This window comes from Klebsiella sp. RHBSTW-00215, from assembly GCF_014103785.1.
Lineage (GTDB): Bacteria > Pseudomonadota > Gammaproteobacteria > Enterobacterales > Enterobacteriaceae > Klebsiella.
This window is the reverse complement of sequence record NZ_JABXQS010000001.1, coordinates 1,772,059-1,797,375: the sequence shown is the minus strand read 5'-3', so window position 1 is coordinate 1,797,375 and position 25,317 is coordinate 1,772,059. Positions and strand designations below refer to the sequence as shown.

Below are 25,317 nucleotides of genomic sequence, written 5' to 3'. Positions count from 1 at the left end.
CCCCCTCACCCATCCCTCTCCCTCCGGAGCGAGGGAGAGGGGGAAATCATCAGAACTGTTCTTCTTCTGTTGAACCGGTTAACGCCGTTACGGACGAAGCCCCACCCTGAATAATAGTGGTCACCTTATCGAAGTAGCCGGTGCCGACTTCCTGCTGATGAGAGACAAAAGTGTAGCCATCTTTAGCCGCCGCAAACTCCGGCTGTTGGACCTTCTCAACGTAGTGCTTCATGCCTTCGCCCTGAGCGTAAGCGTGCGCCAGGTCGAACATGTTGAACCACATGCTGTGAATACCGGCCAGGGTGATGAACTGGTACTTGTAGCCCATATCCGCCAGCTGCTGCTGAAAGCTGGCGATGGTTTTATCATCCAGTTTTTTCTGCCAGTTAAAGGATGGCGAGCAGTTGTAAGCCAGCAGCTTACCCGGATATTTGGCGTGAATCGCATCGGCAAAGCGTTTCGCCAGCTCAAGGTCCGGGGTAGAGGTTTCGCACCACACCAGGTCAGCATACGGTGCGTAGGCCAGCCCGCGGCTGATCGCCTGTTCGATACCCGCGTGGGTACGGAAGAAACCTTCGCTGGTACGGTCGCCAGTGATAAATTCGCGATCGTAAGGGTCGCAGTCTGACGTAATTAAATCGGCAGCATCAGCATCCGTTCGGGCGATCACCAGCGTCGGCACGCCCATGACGTCAGCCGCCAGTCGCGCGGCAACCAGTTTCTGAATGGCTTCTTGCGTCGGCACCAGCACTTTGCCGCCCATATGACCGCATTTCTTCACCGAGGCCAGCTGATCTTCGAAGTGAACGGCCGCTGCACCGGCCTCAATCATCGATTTCATCAACTCAAACGCGTTGAGTACGCCGCCAAATCCTGCTTCCGCATCGGCGACGATAGGCAGGAAATAATCGGTGTAACGCGGATCGTTCGGCTCAATACCGGCAGACCACTGGATCTGATCCGCGCGGCGGAAGGTGTTATTGATCCGATCGACAACGGCTGGTACCGAGTTCGCCGGGTAGAGCGATTGATCCGGGTACATGCTGGAAGCCAGGTTGGCGTCCGCCGCGACCTGCCAGCCAGAAAGATAAATGGCCTCAATACCCGCTTTCGCCTGCTGCAACGCCTGCCCGCCGGTCAGCGCGCCGAGGCTGTTGATATAGCCTTTTTTCGCTTCACCATGCAGCAGCCGCCACATCTTCGCCGCGCCCAGCTGCGCCAGGGTGCATTCCGGATTGACTGAGCCGCGTAATTTCACCACGTCTTCAGCGCTGTATGGGCGGGTAATGCCTTCCCAGCGCGGGTTCGTCCAATCTTTATTTAATTCTTCGATTTGTTGGGTACGAGTTTTCATGTACAGATGCTCCATATTGTTATGTGGTGAATTAGGCCAGCAGGCGGTAGCCCGGCAGAGTCAGGAAGTCGATTAATTCGTCAGAAGTGGTGATTTGTTCCATCAGGCGGGCGGCTTCATCAAAGCGCCCGCTGCTGTAGCGGTGTTCGCCCAGTTCGTCCTGAATCACCCGCATCTCTTCAGCCAGCCACTGACGGAACAGCGCTTTGGTTACCGGTTTGCCGTCGCTGAGCGTCTTCTGGTGGTGGATCCACTGCCAAATGGAAGTACGGGAGATTTCGGCAGTGGCCGCATCTTCCATCAGACCGTAAATCGGTACGCAGCCGTTGCCGGAGATCCATGCTTCAATGTACTGCACCGCCACGCGAATATTGGCGCGCATGCCTTCTTCAGTTCGTTCGCCTTCACAAGGAGCCAGCAGTTGCTCGGCGGTAATTGGCGCATCATCATCGCGGGTGACGAACAGCTGGTTTTTATTCTCGCCCAGCACGCCGTTAAAGACGGCCATCGCGGTATCCGCCAGCCCCGGATGGGCGATCCAGGTGCCATCGTGGCCGTTATTGGCTTCCAGCGATTTGTCGGCTTTTACCTTATTCAGTACCTGATTATTTCGCTCAGCATCTTTGCTCGGAATAAATGCCGCCATGCCGCCCATCGCAAACGCACCGCGCTTGTGGCAGGTTTTAATCAGCAATCGCGAGTAGGCGCTGAGGAAAGGTTTGTCCATTGTCACGACCTGTCGGTCCGGCAGCACGCGATCCGGGTGGTTCTTCAGGGTTTTGATATAGCTGAAAATGTAGTCCCAGCGCCCGCAGTTCAGACCCACTATATGGTCACGCAGCGAGTGCAGGATCTCATCCATCTGGAAGACGGCCGGCAGCGTTTCAATCAGTAGAGTGGCTTTGATGGTGCCGCGCGGAAGCTCAAAGCGGTCTTCAGTGAAGCTAAAGACTTCACTCCACCACGCGGCCTCCTGCCAGGCCTGAGTCTTCGGCAGATAGAAATAAGGACCGCTATCTTTTGCCAGCAACGCCTTGTAGTTGTGGAAGAAATAGAGAGCAAAATCGAACAGGCTGCCGGGAATAGCATCCCCACGCCATGTCACGTGTTTTTCCGGCAAATGCAGGCCGCGTACACGACAAATAAGTAATGCCGGGTCCGGCTTAAGCTGGTAAATCTTGCCAGCCTCGTTGGTGTAACTAATGGTACCGTTTACCGCATCACGCAGGTTAATTTGCCCATCAACGACTTTGCTCCATTCGGGTGCCAGCGAGTCTTCAAAATCGGCCATAAAGACTTTTACGTTCGCATTGAGCGCGTTGATGACCATCTTGCGCTCAACCGGGCCGGTAATTTCTACCCGGCGATCCTGCAAGTCTTCAGGAATGCCGCGAATTTTCCAGTCACCATTACGAATGGAAGCTGTTTCCGAAATAAAATCAGGAAGCTTGCCATCATCAATTGCCTTCTGTTGCTGGATTCGTGCCGTCAGCAATTTATTGCGCTCAGGCGTAAAACGGCTCACCAGTTCGCTCAGGAATTCCACCGCCTCAGGCGTTAAGATTTGCTTTTCCTGTTCGCCGTAGGGCTGACTGAAAGTCAGTTCATCAGTGATTGTCGCCTGCTGCGTCATTGTGCTGCTCCTCTTGGTTGATCCAGTTGGCGCGAACGTAAGATCGTTGTGTGGTTTTCGTTCAGCACAATTAAGATTACGCAATTAAATCCCAAAATCAAAAACAATTTCCATTTTTAATTTAAATATCAATTAACTTATTGATAACAATAAAATTAAAAATAAATTACAACATGAAGCAGATTTCGAAAACAAAAAAGGCACCCGAAGGTGCCAGAGGCAAAATGCTGAAACGCTTTAGGATCGTGTTATGTAGAAGATTAATCCAGCGTCGGATTCATATGGCGTAGATCGTATGGCGTGATCTGGTAAACGTAATAGTTGAGCCAGTTGATAAACAGCAAATTACCATGACTTCGCCAGCTGGCTCGTGGTTTGTTCTGCGGATCGTTTTGTGGGAAATAATTGTGCGGGACCTGTGGATCGAGGCCAGCTTCAACATCGCGGAAAAACTCGCTGGCGAGGGTATTCGCATCATACTCTGGATGGCCGGTCACGAAGGCAATACGCTTATCTTTACTGGCAAACAGGTAGGCATCTCCCTCTTCCGTCTCCGCCAGAATCTCTAAATCCGTGTAGTCGCGAATCAATACAGCCGGAAAGTCGGCATAGCGTGAATGTGGGGCAAGGAAAGAGTCGTCAAAACCACGGGTTAATAAGGCATGGGGCTGTAGAATATGGTGTTCGTATACCCCTGAAATTTTTTCGGAACGAGTCTGTTTTGGGATGCCGTAGAGAATATTGAGGGCGGCCTGTACCGCCCAACAGACAAACAAGGTTGAGGTGACATGATCTTTAGCCCACTCCAGCACCTGCTTGATCTGCGGCCAGTAGGCAACATCGTTAAACTCAACTAACCCCAGGGGGGCGCCGGTAACAATCAAACCGTCAAAGTTTTGATCGCAGATCTCCTCGAAATTACAGTAAAAGTTATTCAGGTGCTCCGCCGGTGTATTGCGCGACTCCCGAGCATCAATACGTAGCAGCTGGATATCAAGCTGCAGCGGAGAATTTGAAAGCAGCCGCAGAAACTGGTTCTCGGTTTCGATTTTCTTCGGCATCAGGTTGAGGATGAGCACCTTCAGCGGGCGAATTTCCTGAGTTGTCGCGCGAGTTGTCGTCATCACAAAGACGTTTTCATCACGCAAGAAACTGACGGCCGGTAGCTCGTCCTGCACCCGAATTGGCATAACTTGATTACCTCATAGCATACGTATAAACGTTTAGACATCCAGACAGCTGAAGATACCCAGAAATCAGGAGAATGTCGAGCCTGCATGTTCAGGGTGAGAAAGTTTCACGGAGATATTTGAGTTAGAATATAAGAACGAATAAAAGGAGAACATATGGTTATTAACATCCGCCGTTCACGGCATGACGAAGGGGAAAAACTCATTGCGATCTGGTGTCGTTCGGTCGATGCAACGCACAATTTCCTGTCGAAGGAGTATAGGGTAGAGCTGGAAGAGTTAGTGAGATCATTTTTGCCCGAAGCACCACTGTGGGTAGCGGTGACGGAGAAAGATGAGCCTATCGCCTTTATGCTTCTTACTGGTGAACATATGGACGCGTTGTTCGTCGATCCCGATGTCCGCGGCTGTGGCGTGGGGAAATTACTGATCAACCATGCGCTGACGCTATCATCAAAACTGACGACCAACGTCAACGAGCAGAATGAACAGGCGGTTGGATTTTATAAGAAGATGGGCTTCAAGGTGACGGGGCGTTCAGAGACGGACGATCTGGGAAAACCGTATCCGTTGCTCAATTTGGTGCACGAGTAATATGCAAGGCCGGATGAGGCAAAGCTGATATCCGGTTTTTTTAAATACCATAAAAACGCAAAAAGCCCATCCGTCAGGATGGGCTCTTCACTTAATTAATGCCTGGCAGTTCCCTACTCTCACATGGGGAGACCCCACACTACCATCGGCGCTACGGCGTTTCACTTCTGAGTTCGGCATGGGGTCAGGTGGGACCACCGCGCTGTCGCCGCCAGGCAAATTCTGTTTATCTGTATCAAGCTGAAATTCTCTCAATTCCGCCAAAACATCTTCGGCGTTGTAAGGTTAAGCCTCACGGTTCATTAGTACCGGTTAGCTCAACGTATCGCTACGCTTACACACCCGGCCTATCAACGTCGTCGTCTTCAACGTTCCTTCAGGACTCTCAAGGAGTCAGGGAGAACTCATCTCGGGGCAAGTTTCGTGCTTAGATGCTTTCAGCACTTATCTCTTCCGCATTTAGCTACCGGGCAATGCCATTGGCATGACAACCCGAACACCAGTGATGCGTCCACTCCGGTCCTCTCGTACTAGGAGCAGCCCCCCTCAATTCTCCAGCGCCCACGGCAGATAGGGACCGAACTGTCTCACGACGTTCTAAACCCAGCTCGCGTACCACTTTAAATGGCGAACAGCCATACCCTTGGGACCTACTTCAGCCCCAGGATGTGATGAGCCGACATCGAGGTGCCAAACACCGCCGTCGATATGAACTCTTGGGCGGTATCAGCCTGTTATCCCCGGAGTACCTTTTATCCGTTGAGCGATGGCCCTTCCATTCAGAACCACCGGATCACTATGACCTGCTTTCGCACCTGCTCGCGCCGTCACGCTCGCAGTCAAGCTAGCTTATGCCATTGCACTAACCTCCTGATGTCCGACCAGGATTAGCTAACCTTCGTGCTCCTCCGTTACTCTTTAGGAGGAGACCGCCCCAGTCAAACTACCCACCAGACACTGTCCGCAACCCGGATTACGGGTCCACGTTAGAACACCAGCCATTAAAGGGTGGTATTTCAAGGATGGCTCCATGCAGACTGGCGTCCACACTTCAAAGCCTCCCACCTATCCTACACATCAAGGACCAGTGTTCAGTGTCAAGCTATAGTAAAGGTTCACGGGGTCTTTCCGTCTTGCCGCGGGTACACTGCATCTTCACAGCGAGTTCAATTTCACTGAGTCTCGGGTGGAGACAGCCTGGCCATCATTACGCCATTCGTGCAGGTCGGAACTTACCCGACAAGGAATTTCGCTACCTTAGGACCGTTATAGTTACGGCCGCCGTTTACCGGGGCTTCGATCAAGAGCTTCTCCTTACGGATAACCCCATCAATTAACCTTCCGGCACCGGGCAGGCGTCACACCGTATACGTCCACTTTCGTGTTTGCACAGTGCTGTGTTTTTAATAAACAGTTGCAGCCAGCTGGTATCTTCGACTGATTTCAGCTCCATGAGCAAGTCACTTCACCTACCATCAGCGTGCCTTCTCCCGAAGTTACGGCACCATTTTGCCTAGTTCCTTCACCCGAGTTCTCTCAAGCGCCTTGGTATTCTCTACCTGACCACCTGTGTCGGTTTGGGGTACGATTTGATGTTACCTGATGCTTAGAGGCTTTTCCTGGAAGCAGGGCATTTGTTACTTCAGCACCGTAGTGCCTCGTCATCACACCTCAGCGTTGAATGACGTTCCGGATTTACCTGGAACATCCGCCTACATGCTTAAACCGGGACAACCGTCGCCCGGCTAACATAGCCTTCTCCGTCCCCCCTTCGCAGTAACACCGAGTACAGGAATATTAACCTGTTTCCCATCGACTACGCCTTTCGGCCTCGCCTTAGGGGTCGACTCACCCTGCCCCGATTAACGTTGGACAGGAACCCTTGGTCTTCCGGCGAGCGGGCTTTTCACCCGCTTTATCGTTACTTATGTCAGCATTCGCACTTCTGATACCTCCAGCAGCCCTCACAGGCCACCTTCAACGGCTTACAGAACGCTCCCCTACCCAACAACACATAGTGTCGCTGCCGCAGCTTCGGTGCATGGTTTAGCCCCGTTACATCTTCCGCGCAGGCCGACTCGACCAGTGAGCTATTACGCTTTCTTTAAATGATGGCTGCTTCTAAGCCAACATCCTGGCTGTCTGTGCCTTCCCACATCGTTTCCCACTTAACCATGACTTTGGGACCTTAGCTGGCGGTCTGGGTTGTTTCCCTCTTCACGACGGACGTTAGCACCCGCCGTGTGTCTCCCGTGATAACATTCTTCGGTATTCGTAGTTTGCATCGGGTTGGTAAGTCGGGATGACCCCCTAGCCGAAACAGTGCTCTACCCCCGAAGATGAGTTCACGAGGCGCTACCTAAATAGCTTTCGGGGAGAACCAGCTATCTCCCGGTTTGATTGGCCTTTCACCCCCAGCCACAAGTCATCCGCTAATTTTTCAACATTAGTCGGTTCGGTCCTCCAGTTAGTGTTACCCAACCTTCAACCTGCCCATGGCTAGATCACCGGGTTTCGGGTCTATACCCTGCAACTTAACGCCCAGTTAAGACTCGGTTTCCCTGCGGCTCCCCTATACGGTTAACCTTGCTACAGAATATAAGTCGCTGACCCATTATACAAAAGGTACGCAGTCACCCAACAAGTGGGCTCCTACTGCTTGTACGTACACGGTTTCAGGTTCTGTTTCACTCCCCTCGCCGGGGTTCTTTTCGCCTTTCCCTCACGGTACTGGTTCACTATCGGTCAGTCAGGAGTATTTAGCCTTGGAGGATGGTCCCCCCATATTCAGACAGGATACCACGTGTCCCGCCCTACTCTTCGAGTTCACAGCCTGTGTGTTTTTGTGTACGGGAGTATCACCCTGTACCCTGCGACTTTCCAGACGCTTCCACTAACACACAAACTGATTCAGACTCTGGGCTCCTCCCCGTTCGCTCGCCGCTACTGGGGGAATCTCGGTTGATTTCTTTTCCTCGGGGTACTTAGATGTTTCAGTTCCCCCGGTTCGCTTCGTTAAGCTATGTATTCACTTAACGATAGTGTGTCGAAACACACTGGGTTTCCCCATTCGGAAATCGTCGGTTATAACGGTTCATATCACCTTACCGACGCTTATCGCAGATTAGCACGTCCTTCATCGCCTCTGACTGCCAGGGCATCCACCGTGTACGCTTAGTCGCTTAACCTCACAACCCGAAGATGTTTCACTTCATGATTGCGAAAATTTGAGAGACTCGAACACACCGTCATGCTGTTCTTATTACGGAGAACAGACGCAGCGTGTCGTTTCAATTTTCAGCTTGATCCAGATTTTTAAAGAGCAAAACTTCTTAATACACTCGAAAGTACATTAAGAAGTTCATCATTCATCAGACAATCTGTGTGGACACTACAAAGGCAGGTTCTTTAAGGTAAGGAGGTGATCCAACCGCAGGTTCCCCTACGGTTACCTTGTTACGACTTCACCCCAGTCATGAATCACAAAGTGGTAAGCGCCCTCCCGAAGGTTAAGCTACCTACTTCTTTTGCAACCCACTCCCATGGTGTGACGGGCGGTGTGTACAAGGCCCGGGAACGTATTCACCGTGGCATTCTGATCCACGATTACTAGCGATTCCGACTTCACGGAGTCGAGTTGCAGACTCCGATCCGGACTACGACATACTTTATGAGGTCCGCTTGCTCTCGCGAGGTCGCTTCTCTTTGTATATGCCATTGTAGCACGTGTGTAGCCCTACTCGTAAGGGCCATGATGACTTGACGTCATCCCCACCTTCCTCCAGTTTATCACTGGCAGTCTCCTTTGAGTTCCCGGCCGGACCGCTGGCAACAAAGGATAAGGGTTGCGCTCGTTGCGGGACTTAACCCAACATTTCACAACACGAGCTGACGACAGCCATGCAGCACCTGTCTCAGAGTTCCCGAAGGCACCAAAGCATCTCTGCTAAGTTCTCTGGATGTCAAGAGTAGGTAAGGTTCTTCGCGTTGCATCGAATTAAACCACATGCTCCACCGCTTGTGCGGGCCCCCGTCAATTCATTTGAGTTTTAACCTTGCGGCCGTACTCCCCAGGCGGTCGACTTAACGCGTTAGCTCCGGAAGCCACTCCTCAAGGGAACAACCTCCAAGTCGACATCGTTTACAGCGTGGACTACCAGGGTATCTAATCCTGTTTGCTCCCCACGCTTTCGCACCTGAGCGTCAGTCTTTGTCCAGGGGGCCGCCTTCGCCACCGGTATTCCTCCAGATCTCTACGCATTTCACCGCTACACCTGGAATTCTACCCCCCTCTACAAGACTCTAGCCTGCCAGTTTCGAATGCAGTTCCCAGGTTGAGCCCGGGGATTTCACATCCGACTTGACAGACCGCCTGCGTGCGCTTTACGCCCAGTAATTCCGATTAACGCTTGCACCCTCCGTATTACCGCGGCTGCTGGCACGGAGTTAGCCGGTGCTTCTTCTGCGAGTAACGTCAATCACTGCGGTTATTAACCACAATGCCTTCCTCCTCGCTGAAAGTACTTTACAACCCGAAGGCCTTCTTCATACACGCGGCATGGCTGCATCAGGCTTGCGCCCATTGTGCAATATTCCCCACTGCTGCCTCCCGTAGGAGTCTGGACCGTGTCTCAGTTCCAGTGTGGCTGGTCATCCTCTCAGACCAGCTAGGGATCGTCGCCTTGGTGAGCCGTTACCTCACCAACAAGCTAATCCCATCTGGGCACATCTGATGGCATGAGGCCCGAAGGTCCCCCACTTTGGTCTTGCGACGTTATGCGGTATTAGCTACCGTTTCCAGTAGTTATCCCCCTCCATCAGGCAGTTTCCCAGACATTACTCACCCGTCCGCCACTCGTCACCCGAGAGCAAGCTCTCTGTGCTACCGTTCGACTTGCATGTGTTAGGCCTGCCGCCAGCGTTCAATCTGAGCCATGATCAAACTCTTCAATTTAAGTTTGATGCTCGTGAATTAAACTTCGTAATGAATTACGTATGTTCACTCAGAGACTTGGTATTCATTTATTGTCCGAAGACATTAAGAATCCATGTCACTTTGAGTGCCCACACAGATTGTCTGATAAATTGTTAAAGAGCAGTGCAACGCGGCTTTCGCTCACCGTTGCGAGGTGGCGTATATTACGCTTTCCTCTTTCAGAGTCAACCTTATTTTCAGGCTTTTCTCTTCAACCAACCCGGCTGTTTGTGTGAAGTGATTCACATCTGCCGTGTCGATGGAGGCGCATTATAGGGAGTTCCCGAGCATCCGCAATAGTTAAATTGCAGAAAAATGACTGACTGCTGCAATCCCCAGCAGAAGCCCACTTTATACCCTGTTGCACACAGAATTATCCACAGACAACTGGCGATATCCTTCTACAACGGTCCTCCCCCTTCTCTATATAAGCAGCAATTCAGGGCAAAAAAGAGAAAGATAAAAATTCGCGAGCGTTGCGCAAACGTTTTCGTTACAATGCCGCGCTATAACAAGGACGCCCGGTTGGGTGCGTTAGGTGAGTTTTTAGACAAAAACTCACCTAACGCTCTCTGTAATATTCAAATCCTGGGGATTTAATACCATGCAACAACGTCGTCCAGTCCGCCGCGCACTGCTCAGTGTTTCTGACAAGGCCGGTATCGTCGAATTCGCGCAGGCACTTTCCGCTCGTGGTGTAGAGCTACTGTCTACAGGTGGTACTGCACGCCTGCTGGCTGAGAAAGCTCTGCCGGTAACCGAAGTCTCTGACTACACCGGTTTCCCGGAAATGATGGATGGACGCGTGAAGACCCTGCATCCGAAAGTACACGGCGGCATTCTCGGTCGCCGTGGTCAGGATGATGGCATTATGGAACAGCACGGTATCGCACCCATCGATATGGTTGTCGTTAACCTTTATCCGTTCGCCGAGACCGTTGCCCGTGAAGGCTGTTCGCTGGAAGATGCGGTAGAGAATATTGATATCGGCGGCCCGACCATGGTTCGCTCAGCGGCAAAGAACCATAAAGATGTGGCCATCGTGGTGAAGAGCAACGACTACGAAGCTATTATTAATGAGATGGATGCCAACGAAGGCTCCCTCACTCTGGAAACCCGCTTCGACCTCGCCATCAAAGCTTTCGAACATACCGCGGCCTACGACAGCATGATTGCCAACTACTTCGGCAGCATGGTTCCGGCCTATTATGGTGAAAGCAAAGAAGCTGCGGGTCGCTTCCCGCGTACTCTTAACCTGAACTTCATTAAGAAGCAGGATATGCGCTACGGCGAAAACAGCCACCAGCAAGCTGCCTTCTATATAGAAGAGAATGTTAAAGAGGCTTCCGTTGCCACTGCGACCCAGGTGCAGGGCAAAGCGCTCTCTTATAACAACATCGCCGATACCGATGCCGCGCTGGAGTGCGTGAAAGAGTTCAACGAACCGGCCTGCGTTATCGTTAAGCATGCTAACCCATGCGGTGTGGCCGTCAGCACCTCTATTCTCGACGCTTACGACCGCGCCTATAAAACCGACCCAACTTCTGCGTTTGGCGGCATCATCGCTTTCAACCGCGAACTGGATGCCGAAACGGCACAAGCCATTATCTCCCGCCAGTTTGTGGAAGTGATCATTGCACCGTCTGCAACAGAAGAAGCGCTGAAAATCACTGCCGCCAAACAGAACGTACGCGTCCTGACCTGTGGTCAGTGGGCAAACCGCGTTGCCGGTCTGGACTTCAAGCGTGTGAACGGCGGCCTGCTGGTTCAGGATCGTGACCTGGGTATGGTTACCGAAGGCGAACTGCGCGTGGTTTCCAGGCGTCAGCCTACCGAACAGGAACTGCGCGATGCGCTGTTCTGCTGGAAAGTGGCGAAGTTCGTCAAATCTAACGCCATTGTCTACGCCAAAGAGAATATGACCATCGGGATAGGCGCAGGCCAGATGAGCCGCGTTTACTCCGCGAAGATCGCCGGGATTAAAGCCGCCGACGAAGGGCTGGAAGTCAAAGGTTCCGCCATGGCTTCCGACGCGTTCTTCCCGTTCCGTGATGGTATTGATGCCGCTGCCGCCGTTGGCGTGAGCTGCGTTATCCAGCCTGGCGGTTCTATTCGCGACGAAGAGGTGATTGCCGCTGCCGACGAACACGGCATTGCGATGATCTTCACCGACATGCGCCACTTCCGCCATTAATCCACGGAGCAGACGATGAAAGTATTAGTTATTGGCAACGGCGGGCGCGAGCACGCCCTGGCATGGAAAGCGGTACAGTCACCAAATGTCGATACCGTTTTTGTCGCACCAGGTAACGCGGGCACCGCGCTGGAGCCTGCGCTGCAAAACGTGGCTATCAGTGTTACCGATATCCCGGCACTGCTGGCCTTTGCCCAGAGCGAGAAGATTGACCTGACTATCGTCGGCCCGGAAGCACCGCTGGTGATTGGCGTGGTCGACGCCTTCCGCGCCGCCGGTCTGAAAATCTTTGGCCCCACCGAAGGTGCCGCGCAGCTTGAAGGCTCAAAGGCCTTCACCAAAGATTTCCTCGCCCGTCATAACATTCCGACGGCGGAATATCAGAACTTCACCGAAATCGAACCGGCGCTGGCTTACCTGCGCGAGAAAGGTGCCCCCATTGTCATCAAAGCCGACGGTCTGGCTGCCGGTAAAGGCGTTATCGTGGCAATGACGCTTGAAGAAGCCGAAGCCGCCGTGCATGACATGCTGGCAGGCAACGCTTTTGGCGACGCGGGTCATCGTATCGTGATCGAAGAGTTCCTCGACGGTGAAGAGGCGAGCTTTATCGTGATGGTCGATGGCGAGCACGTGCTGCCGATGGCCACCAGCCAGGACCACAAACGTGTTGGCAATGGCGACACCGGCCCGAACACCGGCGGGATGGGCGCCTACTCACCGGCACCCGTCGTGACCGATGAAGTTCACCAGCGCACTATGGAACGCATCATCTGGCCAACCGTCAAAGGCATGGCAGCGGAAGGAAACACCTACACCGGCTTCCTGTACGCAGGCCTGATGATCGATAAACAGGGCAACCCGAAGGTTATCGAATTCAACTGTCGCTTCGGCGATCCGGAAACTCAGCCGATCATGCTGCGCATGAAATCGGATCTGGTGGATCTGTGTCTGGCCGCTTGTGAAGGCAAGCTGGACGAACAAACCTCCGAATGGGATGAACGCGCCGCGTTAGGCGTGGTAATTGCCGCCGGAGGTTATCCGGCTGACTACCGTACCGGGGACGTTATCCACGGCCTGCCGCTGGCAGAAACCGCAGACGGTAAAGTATTCCATGCAGGGACTAAGCTCGCTGATGACGACCGCGTGTTGACTAGCGGCGGTCGCGTACTATGCGCCACCGCGCTGGGTCATACCGTTGCCGAAGCGCAGAAACGCGCTTACGCCCTGATGACCGATATTCGCTGGGACGACAGCTTTAGCCGTAACGACATCGGCTGGCGCGCCATCGAGCGCGAGCAAAACTAGCGGCTAAGCTTAGCCAGCAGCGTTTTGCGCGTAATGCCTAACTGGCGGGCGGCTTCAGTTTTGTTGCCGCCCGTTTTTTCAAGCGCCGCCAGAATCACCTCTTTTTCTACTTCCACCAGTGGTTGAATCACGTCATCGGATAGCGACAACGCCGGAACTGGCGTACCGGTAATCGACAATGGTAGCTCGCGTTCGGAAATATACTCTCCCGTCAGCAGAACCACCGCCCGCTCCACCGCGTTTTCCAGTTCACGAATATTGCCTGGCCAGTCGTAGTGGATCAGTAAGTCCATCGCCTGCGGCGTAAAACCCTGCACCGCCTTGCGGTTACGCTCGGCATAACGCTGCAAGAAATAGCGCGCCAGCTGTGGAATATCTTCTCGACGCTGACGCAACGGCGGCATATCGATGGTCACCACGTTCAGGCGATAGTAGAGATCCTGACGAAAGCGACCGGCACTCACCTCTTCGGCTAAATCGCGATGGGTGGCGGCAATCAGTCTGACATCAACCTTAATCGTCTGATTACTCCCAACGCGTTGAACTTCTCGTTCCTGGATCGCTCGTAACAATCGCACCTGCATCAGCGGCGAGATATCACCAATCTCATCGAGGAATAATGTGCCGCCATCGGCTTGCTCAAAACGCCCTTCCCGCCGTTTGTCGGCCCCGGTAAACGCCCCCTTCTCATGACCGAACAGTTCCGACTCCAGCAACGATTCATTGAGGGCCGCACAGTTCAGCGTCACCAGCGGTTGATTATTACGCCTGCTACTGGCGTGGAGCGCACGGGCAACCAGCTCTTTGCCGGTACCTGACTCACCGCAGATCAACACCGTCGCATCAGATGGCGCTACCAGGGCGATATTGCTGAGTAGCGTCTGCATCGCCGGGCTATCACCCACCATGCCAAATTGTGCTGCTGGGCCTGGTTCCATGCCGCTATCGGACTGGCGCGTATGCGCCAACGCCTGGGCAAGCGTCTCCTGCAGTTTGTCAAAATCCAGCGGTTTGATGAGATAATCCAGCGCCCCGGACTTGATAGCTTCAACCGCCGTTCCTACGCTGGAGAAAGCGGTCATGATGAGTACCGGGATTGCCGGGTTGTAAGCCTTAATTTCCTTGAGCGTTTCAATACCGTCCATCTCCGCCATACGGATATCGCACAGCACCAGGTCAAATACTTTTTGCTTCACTAGCTCCAGAGCCAACAGCCCGTTGTGGGCCAATGCGACGTTATAGCCCCAGCCCCGCAGTAAGGCCTGGAGGATCGTACAATGGCTGACATCGTCATCAACAACCAGAATGTCTACCTTCTCATCCGTCATCCTTGTTCATCCTTTTGTTGCGCGCGCACCGGCAGATAAAGCGTAAAAACGGCGCCTTTTCCCGGCGTACTGTCGGCGTGGATCGTTCCGCCATGTTGTTCAACAATATTCTGCACTACAGCCAGCCCCAGTCCGGTACCATCTGCTTTGGTCGTAAAATAGGGGGTGAAGATGGCCTGTCTTTGCTCTGCCGTCATCCCTTTTCCACTATCGGTCACGACAATTTTCACTTTCTGACCATCGCATTCACCGACTTCCACGCGAATCGTCCCATGATGTCCAATGGCCTGCATCGCGTTGAGATACAGGTTCAGTAATACCTGCTTAAGCCTGTCAGGGTCGGCCTGAATCCGGCGTAGCGAAGGCTGAGCGTTAAAGTTCAGCTCGATAGCGCGGCTCTGCGCATCCTGACCAATCAGTTGCAGCGAGTGGGTAATAACCTCATTCAAATCAACCCATTGATATTTTAAATGCGCCGGACGCACCAGTTCCAGAAGTTCGCTGACCACCCGGTTTAAACGATCGGCTTCTTTTGCCATCACCTGGGCCAACTGATGCGCTTCGCCGTCGGGCGGGGTACGTTCAGCAAAATACTTTGCCAGCCCTTTAATGGATGATAACGGGTTACGAATTTCATGCGCGACGCCCGCAGCCAAATGCCCGATCGCCACCAGTTTCTCTTTACGCGCCATCGCTTCCTGTAGTTGCTTACGCGAGCGCTGATAGCGTCGGAACCAAAATTGAGCCAGCACGGTTGCCACCATCACCACGCCTGCCGCGCACAGCATAACGATCATATTCCGCAGACCACGGGCGTTGTCAGCATCCAGTTCCCGGGCATCAAAGGCGATAAAAATAACCTGCGGCACCTGAGCACGCAGGTCGGCAGATTCGCGGCGCATCATCATGCGCATATGGTGAGCGCCCCCACCGTTAAGCGGGCGAAACTGGCGATAGATTTCCAGTGCCGGCTCCGGTTTTTCAAGCCGCCGCCAGCGTTCCTCGCTGCCAATGTTCAACTCGCGCATCGCATCGGCAGGATACAGCGTCCCACCAACCTGCTGCGGATCGCTATGAGCAATAATTTTGCCATTCTCATCCGTCACCGCAAACCACAGTACGCCAGGCTGCCAGGCCATCTCCTCAAGCAATGCCTGAAGCTGGGCGTGATGCATACGCATTCCCATACCGACGCGAGTTCCGGACTCAAGGGCGCGAATCAGTACGCTGCCTTTTTCCTGAATGGTCTGGCGCGCGGCGTCGTTCTCACGACCATTGTCGCGCACGATAAGTACGGAAAACAGGCACACCAGCAGTAAGATGAGGCCAGTCAATAGCCAGCTCAGCCCAACGGCGACAGAATCCTTCGACAACCGCATCACGTTCATTGCAACTCCCTTTTATCAGGCTCTACGGTTCCCAGCAGAAATCATGCCATTTTTCCGGCCCGGCAAACGGGCTCTCAGGCATAAACCCGCAAGACAACGAGTAAAAATGACCCGCATCGATCTTTTCCGCGAGTCATTTTTACTCGTTGTCATCTGCTGATGCGATAGAAAACCTTATATCCTGCGGAGTTTTCATCCTGGCACGGAAGATGCAAATACGGAAGAAACCATAAACCAGGAGAATAAACCATGAAACGGAACCACAAATTCACTCTGACACTCATCGCCCTTGCCGCCTTAACCTTTGGTAGCAGCTCTGCATGGGCAGGACACCACTGGAATAACGGCAACGGAATGGGTCCGCAGGGCTATAGCCAACTGACGACTGAACAGCAGGCCACTGCCCAGAAGCTGCATAGCGATTTCTATGAGCAAACCCGCGCTCTACGCCAGCAGCTCACATCAAAACGCTACGAATACAATGCGTTGTTAACTGCGGATAAACCGGACAGTACAAAAATTGAATCTGTTGCCCAGGAGATGGAAGCTCTCGGTCAGAAGCTGGCCCAGCAGCGGGTTAAGTTTGATGTCGCTTTAGCCCAGGCGGGTATTCCTCGCGGCGAGGGAATGGGGCGTGGAGGCTGTGGGGGTGGTGGCCGCGGTCATATGGGCATGAACCACTGGTAAAATTTAGAAGTTTTTCTCAGTCGGCTGCCAGGTACAGAAGTCTTCGTTTGCCACCAGCAGCAACTGGGAACCTTCCGGCGCTTCCAGCCACGCTACGCTCACCTCAATGGATGAGTGATTCTGGCGACGTTCAATATGGGCTAGCGCTCGCGCATCAAGGTCAGGCTTCACGGTCTGACCTTCGCAGGTCGTTACCGTCTGGTTGGCATGCCAGCGTCCCTGACGCAGCATCACGCGCCCCTGACGTAAAGCATCGCTGGTCTGGCGTATTTGCTCTGCGCGGTAACGATACAGCGCAACCTGATCGCTGGAAAGCTGCTGCTTCTGCCCGTCGACTTCACGCTGCATAAAGCTTAGCTCGCCCTGCGCATCAAAGCGGGCGCGAATATGTTCCGGGGGTTTGCCGTAAACGTTCAGTTCGATTAGCGCAAGCTGATCGTCCTGCCAACGGTACTCGCTGGTCGAGGTATTCCCGTGACGCCACGGGCTAAAGGCGGCAAGAAGGCGAACCTCGCCATCTGAATCTTTACGCCAGATACGCATCGCTCCCTGGTTATCCGCATACCCGCTGGCGGTAAACGGTGGGAGAGAAGAATCGTGGCTGCAGGCAGTAAGCAGCAATACGCCCACCAGCGCCAACGGACGACGCCAGGTAGACAAAAGGGGCTTAAAAGCCCCTTCGATAAAACTGTAAACTGCCACGCGGTCTTACTTAACTGCGTCTTTCAGTGCTTTGCCTGAAACAAATGCCGGTACGTTAGCTGCGGCGATTTTTATTTCATTACCGGTCTGCGGGTTGCGGCCAGTACGCTCAGCGCGGTGGTTCACTTTGAAGGTACCGAAACCAACCAGTTGAACAGCATCACCTTCTTTCAGAGACTCAGTAATTGCAGCCAGGGTAGATTCCAGGGCAGCTTTCGCCTGTGCTTTGGACAGGTCAGCTTTGTCCGCAATTACATCAATCAGTTGAGTCTTGTTCATAAGTTATCCTTACAATGTGTTTATCGCTTGCTAAGCATCGAGTGCGACGGAAATGCCAAAAAAGCACCCACCTGCATACACGCACCGATAGCCACTTTTTTTCGCCCCCCAAATGTAGACCAGACGGGGGGCGGAATGGAAGCCTTCAGACGCTACAATTCAGGCGGTAAATCACGTTTTCTTGTCTCACTGCTGAAAATTTATACCAATATTGCTCTCGCCGGCCTCGCGGAGGTCTGCACGAAGCCCTTTGATCAGTTCAATGTCTCGTTCTTCACAGTCGGCCAAAAGACGGAAAATCTCCCACTGAATATCCCATTCTTGCTCAACAGCTGGGTTTTCTTTGAGCTCTTCGTCGGTCATTTCGCGACCAGCCTGGGTCATTTCCAGCATCGCAACGGTGGTGATGGAACTCTTGCTCACTTCGATCGCATGTTCAAGCGTTTCCCCGCTCAGCCGCGAGTGAACCAATTCACTTAATGCGACGCAGGCGTCAATGGCCGGATAAACACCGTACAGATCGTAATCATCAGCGGCCGGAATCGCCTCTTCCAGCTTTTCTAGCTGACTATCAAAATTCACTTTCGCATCTTTAACCGTCAGCGTTTCCCAGATCAGGTCAAGGATACGACGATACAGCTGGCCATCAGCGAACTCAGTTTGCTTGCAGAACATGGCGTAGTTGGGGTACATCCGCTCGCACAGACAGGCCATAAAAGTGACGTGCTGCCAGCTCTCCAGCTTCTCCAGACGCAGGTGAATCGGGTTTTGTAACATGATGAATTCTCGAAGTCAGAAATTAGCCGCAGTGTACCTGAATCAGCCGTGATTTGCTTGCCAACGCACAAACGCCGGTCGGCGGGACGCCACCGCATCAGCCCAGCGCGTCGGCTCCGGCAGACGGTAGCCTTTCAGGCAACGTTCTACCCACATCAGCGCGCTATCAAGGCCAACGCGATGTCCGGTGCTGACGAACAGCGGGTTGCAGCGCGCTTTACTGCGCAGGACCCATGCCAACTGCTCACCTTTATCCTGCAATGGAGCCAGCGCACCGGGCTCATCGCCGAGCAGTTCAAACTTACCGCATAGCCGCTTTTTCGCCACACCGATCGTCGGGACATCCACCAGCAGCCCAAAATGGCTGGCGACGCCGAGGCGGCGCGGATGAGAAATACCGTGCCCGTCGACGAATAAAAGATCCGGTTTTTGTGAAAGTTGCTCCCACGCCGCCAGCAGCGCAGGCGTTTCGCGAAAGGAGAGGAAACCGGGAATGTAGGGCATCGCGGTGGCAACGCGCGCCACCTGATATTCCACCAGCTCCAGCGACGGATAGCTCAGCAGCACCATCGCCGCCCGGGTGACTTCGCCCTCTTGCTCAAATCCAACATCCGCCCCGCCGATCAGCATCGGCGGATCCTGGTCCAGACGATCGACTCGCTCCACCGATTCCGCCAGGCTCAGCTGTTGGGCGCGTAGCGATGCCAAATCCATAATCACTCCTTAACGGTGGTATTGCGCCGACAAACGGTGCACCGCCTCCACAAACACACCCGCGTGTTCCGGGTCGACGTCCTGGTGAATCCCGTGGCCGAGGTTGAAGACATGACCCTCACCCTGACCGAATCCGGCGAGAATGGTCGCTACTTCTTCCTCGATACGCGCCGCAGGAGCGTAAAGCATCGAAGGGTCCATGTTGCCCTGCAGAGCGACTTTATGGCCCACGCGACGGCGCGCATCGGCGATATCGGTAGTCCAGTCGAGGCCCAGCGCATCGCAACCGGTTTCCGCCATCGCTTCCAGCCACTGCCCACCGCCTTTGGTAAACAGGGTTACCGGTACGCGACGGCCTTCGTTCTCACGCAGCAGACCATCGACGATTTTATGCATGTAGTAGAGCGAGAACTGCTGATAATCACGACCGGTCAGCGCGCCGCCCCAGGTGTCAAAAATCATCACCGACTGAGCGCCCGCTTTGATTTGCGCGTTCAGATACAGCGTGACGCTTTTCGCCAGCTTATCCAGCAGGGCATGCAGCGCCTGCGGCTCGGCATACATCATCTTCTTGATCACCGTAAACGCTTTGCTGCTGCCGCCTTCAACCATATAGGTCGCCAGCGTCCACGGGCTACCGGAGAAACCAATCAGCGGCACTTCACCTTTGAGCTCGCGGCGGATTGTACGCACCGCGTTCATCACATAGCCGAGCTCCCCTTCCGGGTCAGGGATCGGTAGTTTATCGACATCCGCTTTACAGGTGATGGGCGAGGTAAAACGCGGGCCTTCACCGGCTTCGAAATAAAGCCCCAGCCCCATGGCGTCCGGGATAGTCAGAATGTCCGAGAAGAGGATTGCCGCATCCAGCTTATAGCGACGCAGCGGCTGCAGCGTCACTTCGCAAGCCAGCTCAGCATTTTTACACAGCGACATAAAGTCGCCCGCTTCGGCGCGAGTGGCTTTATATTCCGGTAAATAGCGGCCCGCCTGGCGCATCATCCACACCGGGGTGACATCAACCGGCTGACGTAGCAGAGCGCGCAGGTAACGATCGTTCTTCAATTCGGTCATTTTTACATTCCTTTAGCGTTGATGCGCCAAGTGTAACATGTCACTCATACTCTGCCCGACACATCGCCACGGTATCTTCTATCAGACGGCGGGCAACCGTACCCGGCGGTGGCAGGAGCGGCAGATCGTCATAGCGATACCATCCCGCTTCCAGCAGCTCCTTCTTATCGATAACAATCTCGCCGCTGTCGTATTCCGCCATAAACGCAGTCATTAGCGATTGCGGGAACGGCCACGGCTGGGAGGTCACGTAGCGCAGGTTTTTCACCTTAATGCCGCTCTCTTCCATGACCTCACGGGCAACCGTCTGCTCCAGGGTTTCACCGACTTCGACAAACCCGGCCAGCACCGTATGCACGCCGTTGCGATGGCGCGTGTGCTGCGCCAGCAAAATAGAATCATCCCGTCGAATAGCAACGATGATGCACGGCGCGATTTGCGGGTAATAACGCTCACGGCAGTGGCTGCAGAGCATCGCCCATTCAGTTTTGCTGGGGTGCATCGGATGCCCGCAATAACCGCAGAATTTATGCGAGCGATAGAACTCCGCCAGTTGGATCCCGCGTCCCGCCAGTTGAAAAAGGCCAGCATCCTGATCGAGTACCTGACGCAGCGATCCCATCTCATGTCGACGCTCCTGACGAACCAGCCACACCGGTTCGCCCTGCCATTCCCCTATGCGCAGAGCGGGTTGCCCCGCAAGATTAAAATTTACCGCTTCGCCATGTGGTAATTCCCCGCCGGGTAACCATAATTTTTGTTCGTGGCTGACGATCCACCAGCCGCGATCTAATTTTTCAATAATACGATCCATATCTATTGCACTACCTTCATTTTACTGGCACTTTTAACATTAAATTTACATTTTGGTGAGCAACGTATTTCTCTTTAAAACTTGCGGAGTCAACCATGTTAAACCAGCTGGAAAACCTGACGGAACGTGTTGGAGGCAGCAATAAACTGGTCGATCGCTGGCTACAAGTACGTAAGCATTTACTCGTGGCTTACTACAACCTGGTTGGCCTGAAACCTGGCAAGGAATCATTTATGCGGCTTAATGAGAAGGCGCTGGATGATTTTTGTCAAAGTCTGGTGGACTATCTCTCCTCCGGTCATTTTAGTATTTATGAACGCTTTATCGCCGAATTGGAAGGTGATACGCCACTTTTAACCGCCACTAAGCTTTATCCACAGCTGCAAGCCAACACTCAGCAGATCATGGATGACTACGACTCTTGCCTCGAAAACGCCATCGATCACGATAACTACCTTGAGTTTCAACAGGCGTTATCAGATATCGGCGAAGCGCTGGAAGCACGCTTTGCGCTGGAGGATAAACTCATCGCCCTCGCCATCGCTCACAGCCGAAAGGACCCCGTCAGCGACAATATCGCGCCGACGGCTTGAGTTGTCCGCTATTAACGAGTAGTTTACATACATTCCCCCTCTCAGAGAGGGGATGTCATCTTGTCGGAGTGCCCATTTTCCACAGTGGAAAAGGCTGAGACCGTTAATTCGGGATCCGCGGAACCTGATCAGGCTAATACCTGCGAAGGGAACAAGAGTAAACTGCATTTAGCGTCAGCCCATCTGGGCCCGATCGCATCTGTTACTCCATCCGTCGTCTGACAAGCCATATCCTGTTCACCTGGAATGAGCTATGTCTACAACAAAAATGACCCGTCGAGAGCAACGCGAACATGCGCAGCGCTTTATCGACACGCTGGAAGGCACCGCATTTCCCAATTCGCAACGCATCTATATCCGCGGCTCACGTGAAGATCTTCGCGTCCCGATGCGCGAAATTCAGCTGAGCCCGACGCTCATCGGCGGTGCTAAAGATAATCCCCGCTATGAAGCTAACGAAGCCATTCCTGTCTATGACACGTCCGGCCCTTATGGCGACCCGGAGATAGTAATCAATGTCCAACAAGGTCTGGCAAAACTACGCCAGCCGTGGATTGAAGCGCGTGGCGACTGCGAAGAACTCTGCGATCGCAGCTCGGCATATACCAAACAGCGCCTGTCAGATGATGGCCTCGACGAACTGCGCTTTACCGGCCTGCTAACACCAAAACGCGCTATCTCCGGGAAATGCGTGACTCAGTTGCACTATGCCCGCCAGGGCGTTGTCACCCCAGAGATGGAGTTCATCGCCATCCGTGAAAACATGGGCCGCGAGCGCATTCGTGGCAAAGTGTTGAGACACCAGCATCCCGGAGTTGGGTTTGGCGCACGACTGCCGGAGAACATCACCCCGGAATTCGTACGCGATGAAGTCGCTGCCGGGCGCGCGATTATCCCCGCCAATATCAATCACCCTGAGTCAGAACCGATGATAATCGGCCGCAACTTCCTCGTGAAGGTCAATGCTAATATCGGCAACTCGGCGGTCACTTCATCTATCGAAGAAGAGGTCGAGAAGCTGGTGTGGTCCACTCGCTGGGGCGCGGATACGGTGATGGACCTGTCGACCGGTCGCTATATTCACGAAACCCGCGAGTGGATCCTGCGTAACAGTCCGGTACCAATCGGTACCGTGCCGATCTACCAGGCGCTAGAGAAAGTTAACGGGATCGCCGAAGATCTCTCCTGGGAAGCCTTCCGCGACACGTTGCTGGAGCAGGCTGAACAAGGAGTCGACTACTTCACTATCCATGCGGGCGTGCTGCTACGCTACGTGCCGATGACCGCCAGGCGGCTGACCGGCATTGTTTCACGCGGCGGTTCTATTATGGCGAAGTGGTGTCTCTCCCATCATCAGGAGAACTTCCTTTATCAGCATTTCCGCGAAATCTGTGAAATCTGCGCTGCCTATGATGTTTCCCTATCGCTGGGCGATGGTCTGCGTCCGGGTTCCATTCAGGATGCTAACGACGAAGCGCAGTTTGCCGAGCTGCACACGCTGGGCGAACTGACCAAAATCGCCTGGGAGTACGATGTACAGGTGATGATTGAAGGGCCGGGCCACGTGCCGATGCAGATGATCAAGCGCAATATGACCGAGGAGCTGGAACACTGCCACGAGGCACCTTTCTACACCTTAGGGCCGCTCACCACCGATATCGCACCGGGCTATGACCACTTCACCTCGGGCATTGGCGCCGCAATGATTGGCTGGTTCGGCTGCGCGATGCTCTGCTACGTCACGCCAAAAGAGCACCTCGGCCTACCGAACAAAGAAGACGTTAAGCAAGGGCTGATTACCTACAAAATCGCCGCCCATGCCGCTGACCTTGCCAAAGGCCATCCCGGAGCGCAGATCCGCGATAACGCGATGTCAAAAGCACGCTTCGAATTCCGTTGGGAAGATCAGTTTAACCTTGCCCTCGACCCGTTCACCGCTCGCGCGTACCACGACGAGACCCTGCCGCAGGAGTCCGGCAAAGTGGCTCACTTCTGCTCCATGTGCGGCCCCAAATTCTGCTCAATGAAAATCAGCCAGGAAGTGCGCGATTATGCAGCCCGCCAGGATATCGAAGTTGGCATGAGCGATATGTCGAATAGCTTCCGTGCCCGCGGCGGCGAAATCTATCTGAAAAAGGAGGAAGCCTGATGTATCAACCTGATTTCCCATCCGTCCCTTTCCACTTAGGACTCTATCCGGTCGTCGATAGCGTAGAGTGGATTGAACGTTTATTGACTGCGGGCGTTCGTACCATTCAGCTGCGCATCAAAGATAAACGCGATAGCGAAGTTGAAGACGATGTAATCGCCGCCATCGCCCTGGGGCGCAAGCACAATGCCCGGTTGTTTATTAATGACTACTGGCACCTGGCCATTAAACATCAGGCTTACGGCGTACATTTAGGCCAGGAGGATCTCGAAACCACCGATCTCAGCGCAATCCGCAACGCCGGGCTGCGCCTTGGCGTCTCTACTCACGACGATATGGAAATGGATATCGCGCTGGCGGCTCGTCCCTCCTACATCGCCCTCGGCCACGTTTTCCCGACGCAAACCAAGCAGATGCCTTCCGCCCCTCAGGGATTGGAACAGCTCGCTCAGCATATCCAACGTCTTGGGGATTATCCGACGGTCGCCATCGGTGGTATTAGCCTTGAGCGCGCTCCGGCGGTACTGGCAACTGGCGTTGGCAGTATTGCGGTCGTCAGCGCCATCACGCAGGCGGCTGACTGGCGACAGGCAACAGCACAGTTGCTGGAAATAGCAGGAGTTGGCGATGAATGACAGCGATTTTATGCGCTATAGCCGCCAGCTGCTGCTGGAGGATATCGCCATTGAGGGTCAACAAAAGCTGCTGGCCAGCCGGGTATTGATTATTGGTCTCGGCGGACTGGGCTCGCCCGCTGCGCTGTATCTCGCAGGCGCAGGCGTCGGCACGCTGGTGCTGGCCGATGACGATGACGTGCATGTCAGCAATCTACAGCGGCAAATTCTGTTCACCAGCGATGATATTGCGCAGCCAAAAACCACCGCCGCCCGAGAACGGCTGGCGCGCCTCAACCCGCAGATTGAACTGATTACGCTACAGCAGCGATTAAGCGGTCAGGCGCTACAGGACGAAGTGGCAAAGGCCGATGTAGTGCTGGATTGCACCGATAACATGGCGACTCGTCAGGAAATTAACGCCGCCAGCGTCGCGCTTGAAACACCGCTAATTACTGCCAGCGCCGTGGGACTCGGAGGCCAGTTGATGGTGCTGACGCCGCCCTGGGAACAGGGGTGCTATCGCTGCTTATGGCCGGACGCTGCCGAACCGGAACGCAACTGTCGCACGGCGGGCATTATCGGCCCGGTGGTCGGCATGATGGGCACCTTACAGGCGCTGGAGGCAATCAAACTGCTCAGCGGTATGGCGGCCCCGCGCAATAGCCTGCGTCTGTTCGATGCCCGGACCAGCAACTGGCGCACTCTTGCGCTTCAGCGGGCTCAGGGCTGCCCGGTATGTGGAGGGCAGCATGCAAGTGTGGTTTAACGATGAGCCGTTACAGTGCGCCGAAGCGACATCCGTTGCGGATCTGCTCGCTCAACTGGAACAACAGCAACCGGGCGTCGCGCTGGCGCTCAATCAACACATCCTGCCGCGCGAGCGCTGGGAAGATCAACATTTGCAGGAAGGCGACCAGATCCTGCTTTTTCAGGTTATCGCTGGAGGCTGA

The 25,317-nt window shown here is 54.1% G+C and carries 20 protein-coding genes, 3 rRNA genes and 1 riboswitch; of the genes, 9 read left to right on the top strand and 14 right to left on the bottom strand.

Annotation, left to right across the window (positions count from 1 at the left end; genetic code table 11):
- Nucleotides 1–49 precede the first annotated feature (49 nt).
- The 3 genes from aceA to metA all read right to left on the bottom strand — a co-directional run bounded on the left by aceA (nt 50) and on the right by metA (nt 4,177).
- A complete protein-coding gene (aceA, locus tag HV127_RS08550) occupies nt 50–1,354 on the bottom strand; it encodes an isocitrate lyase (RefSeq protein WP_182235611.1) in 1,305 nt (434 codons plus the stop codon).
- Between the two features lie 31 nt (nt 1,355–1,385).
- The gene (gene aceB, locus HV127_RS08545) at nt 1,386–2,987 is read right to left on the bottom strand and encodes a malate synthase A (protein WP_182235610.1); all 1,602 of its coding nucleotides are present in this window, start codon (nt 2,985–2,987) and stop codon (nt 1,386–1,388) included.
- A gap of 260 nt (nt 2,988–3,247) precedes the next feature.
- Complete coding sequence (metA, locus tag HV127_RS08540; protein ID WP_182235609.1) at nt 3,248–4,177, bottom strand: homoserine O-succinyltransferase; 930 nt, start codon at nt 4,175–4,177, stop codon at nt 3,248–3,250.
- Nucleotides 4,178–4,333: 156 nt separating this feature from the next.
- Here metA and HV127_RS08535 point away from each other — a divergent pair, with 156 nt between their 5' ends.
- Entirely contained in the window at nt 4,334–4,771 is a 438-nt protein-coding gene (locus HV127_RS08535) for an acetyltransferase (RefSeq protein ID WP_182235608.1), read from the top strand.
- 100 nt (nt 4,772–4,871) lie between these two features.
- On the opposite strand, the gene rrf is transcribed toward HV127_RS08535, so the two are convergent.
- From rrf to HV127_RS08520, 3 genes are all read right to left on the bottom strand, one after another.
- Nucleotides 4,872–4,987, bottom strand: a 5S ribosomal RNA gene (gene rrf, locus HV127_RS08530).
- A gap of 65 nt (nt 4,988–5,052) precedes the next feature.
- Nucleotides 5,053–7,959, bottom strand: a 23S ribosomal RNA gene (locus tag HV127_RS08525).
- Between the two features lie 226 nt (nt 7,960–8,185).
- Nucleotides 8,186–9,725: ribosomal RNA gene (locus HV127_RS08520) — 16S ribosomal RNA — on the bottom strand.
- Together the 16S, 23S and 5S rRNA genes form the textbook arrangement of a ribosomal RNA operon.
- A gap of 625 nt (nt 9,726–10,350) precedes the next feature.
- Between HV127_RS08520 and purH the strand changes: the two genes are divergently transcribed.
- Both purH and purD read left to right on the top strand, forming a co-directional pair.
- Nucleotides 10,351–11,940, top strand: a complete 1,590-nt coding sequence (purH, locus tag HV127_RS08515; protein WP_182235607.1) for a bifunctional phosphoribosylaminoimidazolecarboxamide formyltransferase/IMP cyclohydrolase — start codon at nt 10,351–10,353, stop codon at nt 11,938–11,940.
- A gap of 15 nt (nt 11,941–11,955) precedes the next feature.
- Nucleotides 11,956–13,245 (top strand): phosphoribosylamine--glycine ligase, encoded by a 1,290-nt coding sequence (gene purD, locus HV127_RS08510; RefSeq protein ID WP_182235606.1) that lies wholly within the window; start codon nt 11,956–11,958, stop codon nt 13,243–13,245.
- Here purD and zraR read toward each other — a convergent pair.
- Together zraR and zraS are read right to left on the bottom strand one after the other, a co-directional pair.
- On the bottom strand, nt 13,242–14,573 hold the full coding sequence (gene zraR / locus HV127_RS08505; RefSeq protein ID WP_182235605.1) for a sigma-54-dependent response regulator transcription factor ZraR: 1,332 nt from the start codon (nt 14,571–14,573) through the stop codon (nt 13,242–13,244). The two genes, purD and zraR, sit on opposite strands and share 4 nt — an antisense overlap.
- Nucleotides 14,570–15,961 (bottom strand): two-component system sensor histidine kinase ZraS, encoded by a 1,392-nt coding sequence (gene zraS, locus HV127_RS08500; RefSeq protein WP_182235604.1) that lies wholly within the window; start codon nt 15,959–15,961, stop codon nt 14,570–14,572. Before zraS ends, zraR begins: the two co-directional genes overlap by 4 nt.
- Nucleotides 15,962–16,210: 249 nt before the next feature.
- Here zraS and zraP point away from each other — a divergent pair, with 249 nt between their 5' ends.
- Complete coding sequence (gene zraP / locus HV127_RS08495; protein WP_182235603.1) at nt 16,211–16,648, top strand: zinc resistance sensor/chaperone ZraP; 438 nt, start codon at nt 16,211–16,213, stop codon at nt 16,646–16,648.
- A gap of 3 nt (nt 16,649–16,651) precedes the next feature.
- On the opposite strand, the gene HV127_RS08490 is transcribed toward zraP, so the two are convergent.
- The 6 genes from HV127_RS08490 to nudC all read right to left on the bottom strand — a co-directional run bounded on the left by HV127_RS08490 (nt 16,652) and on the right by nudC (nt 21,008).
- The gene (locus HV127_RS08490; RefSeq protein WP_112217128.1) at nt 16,652–17,350 is read right to left on the bottom strand and encodes a DUF1481 domain-containing protein; all 699 of its coding nucleotides are present in this window, start codon (nt 17,348–17,350) and stop codon (nt 16,652–16,654) included.
- Nucleotides 17,351–17,356: 6 nt separating this feature from the next.
- Nucleotides 17,357–17,629, bottom strand: a complete 273-nt coding sequence (gene hupA, locus HV127_RS08485) for a nucleoid-associated protein HU-alpha (RefSeq protein WP_004097675.1) — start codon at nt 17,627–17,629, stop codon at nt 17,357–17,359.
- Nucleotides 17,630–17,815: 186 nt separating this feature from the next.
- The gene (locus tag HV127_RS08480; protein ID WP_182235602.1) at nt 17,816–18,406 is read right to left on the bottom strand and encodes a YjaG family protein; all 591 of its coding nucleotides are present in this window, start codon (nt 18,404–18,406) and stop codon (nt 17,816–17,818) included.
- A 42-nt stretch (nt 18,407–18,448) separates the two neighbouring features.
- Nucleotides 18,449–19,120, bottom strand: a complete 672-nt coding sequence (gene nfi, locus HV127_RS08475) for a deoxyribonuclease V (protein ID WP_182235601.1) — start codon at nt 19,118–19,120, stop codon at nt 18,449–18,451.
- Between the two features lie 9 nt (nt 19,121–19,129).
- On the bottom strand, nt 19,130–20,194 hold the full coding sequence (hemE, locus tag HV127_RS08470) for a uroporphyrinogen decarboxylase (RefSeq protein ID WP_112217126.1): 1,065 nt from the start codon (nt 20,192–20,194) through the stop codon (nt 19,130–19,132).
- 40 nt (nt 20,195–20,234) lie between these two features.
- The gene (gene nudC, locus HV127_RS08465; protein WP_181484073.1) at nt 20,235–21,008 is read right to left on the bottom strand and encodes an NAD(+) diphosphatase; all 774 of its coding nucleotides are present in this window, start codon (nt 21,006–21,008) and stop codon (nt 20,235–20,237) included.
- 95 nt (nt 21,009–21,103) lie between these two features.
- Between nudC and rsd the strand changes: the two genes are divergently transcribed.
- From rsd to thiS, 5 genes are all read left to right on the top strand, one after another.
- On the top strand, nt 21,104–21,601 hold the full coding sequence (gene rsd, locus HV127_RS08460) for a sigma D regulator (protein WP_110277349.1): 498 nt from the start codon (nt 21,104–21,106) through the stop codon (nt 21,599–21,601).
- 54 nt (nt 21,602–21,655) lie between these two features.
- Nucleotides 21,656–21,769, top strand: a riboswitch (TPP riboswitch).
- 85 nt (nt 21,770–21,854) lie between these two features.
- Nucleotides 21,855–23,750: a phosphomethylpyrimidine synthase ThiC gene (gene thiC / locus HV127_RS08455; RefSeq protein WP_182235600.1), complete on the top strand. Its 1,896-nt coding sequence runs from the start codon at nt 21,855–21,857 to the stop codon at nt 23,748–23,750.
- Complete coding sequence (gene thiE, locus HV127_RS08450; RefSeq protein ID WP_181484076.1) at nt 23,750–24,385, top strand: thiamine phosphate synthase; 636 nt, start codon at nt 23,750–23,752, stop codon at nt 24,383–24,385. The genes thiC and thiE overlap by 1 nt, the downstream gene beginning before the upstream one ends.
- Nucleotides 24,378–25,133, top strand: a complete 756-nt coding sequence (locus HV127_RS08445) for a HesA/MoeB/ThiF family protein (protein WP_182235599.1) — start codon at nt 24,378–24,380, stop codon at nt 25,131–25,133. The genes thiE and HV127_RS08445 overlap by 8 nt, the downstream gene beginning before the upstream one ends.
- Entirely contained in the window at nt 25,117–25,317 is a 201-nt protein-coding gene (gene thiS / locus HV127_RS08440; protein ID WP_182235598.1) for a sulfur carrier protein ThiS, read from the top strand. The genes HV127_RS08445 and thiS overlap by 17 nt, the downstream gene beginning before the upstream one ends.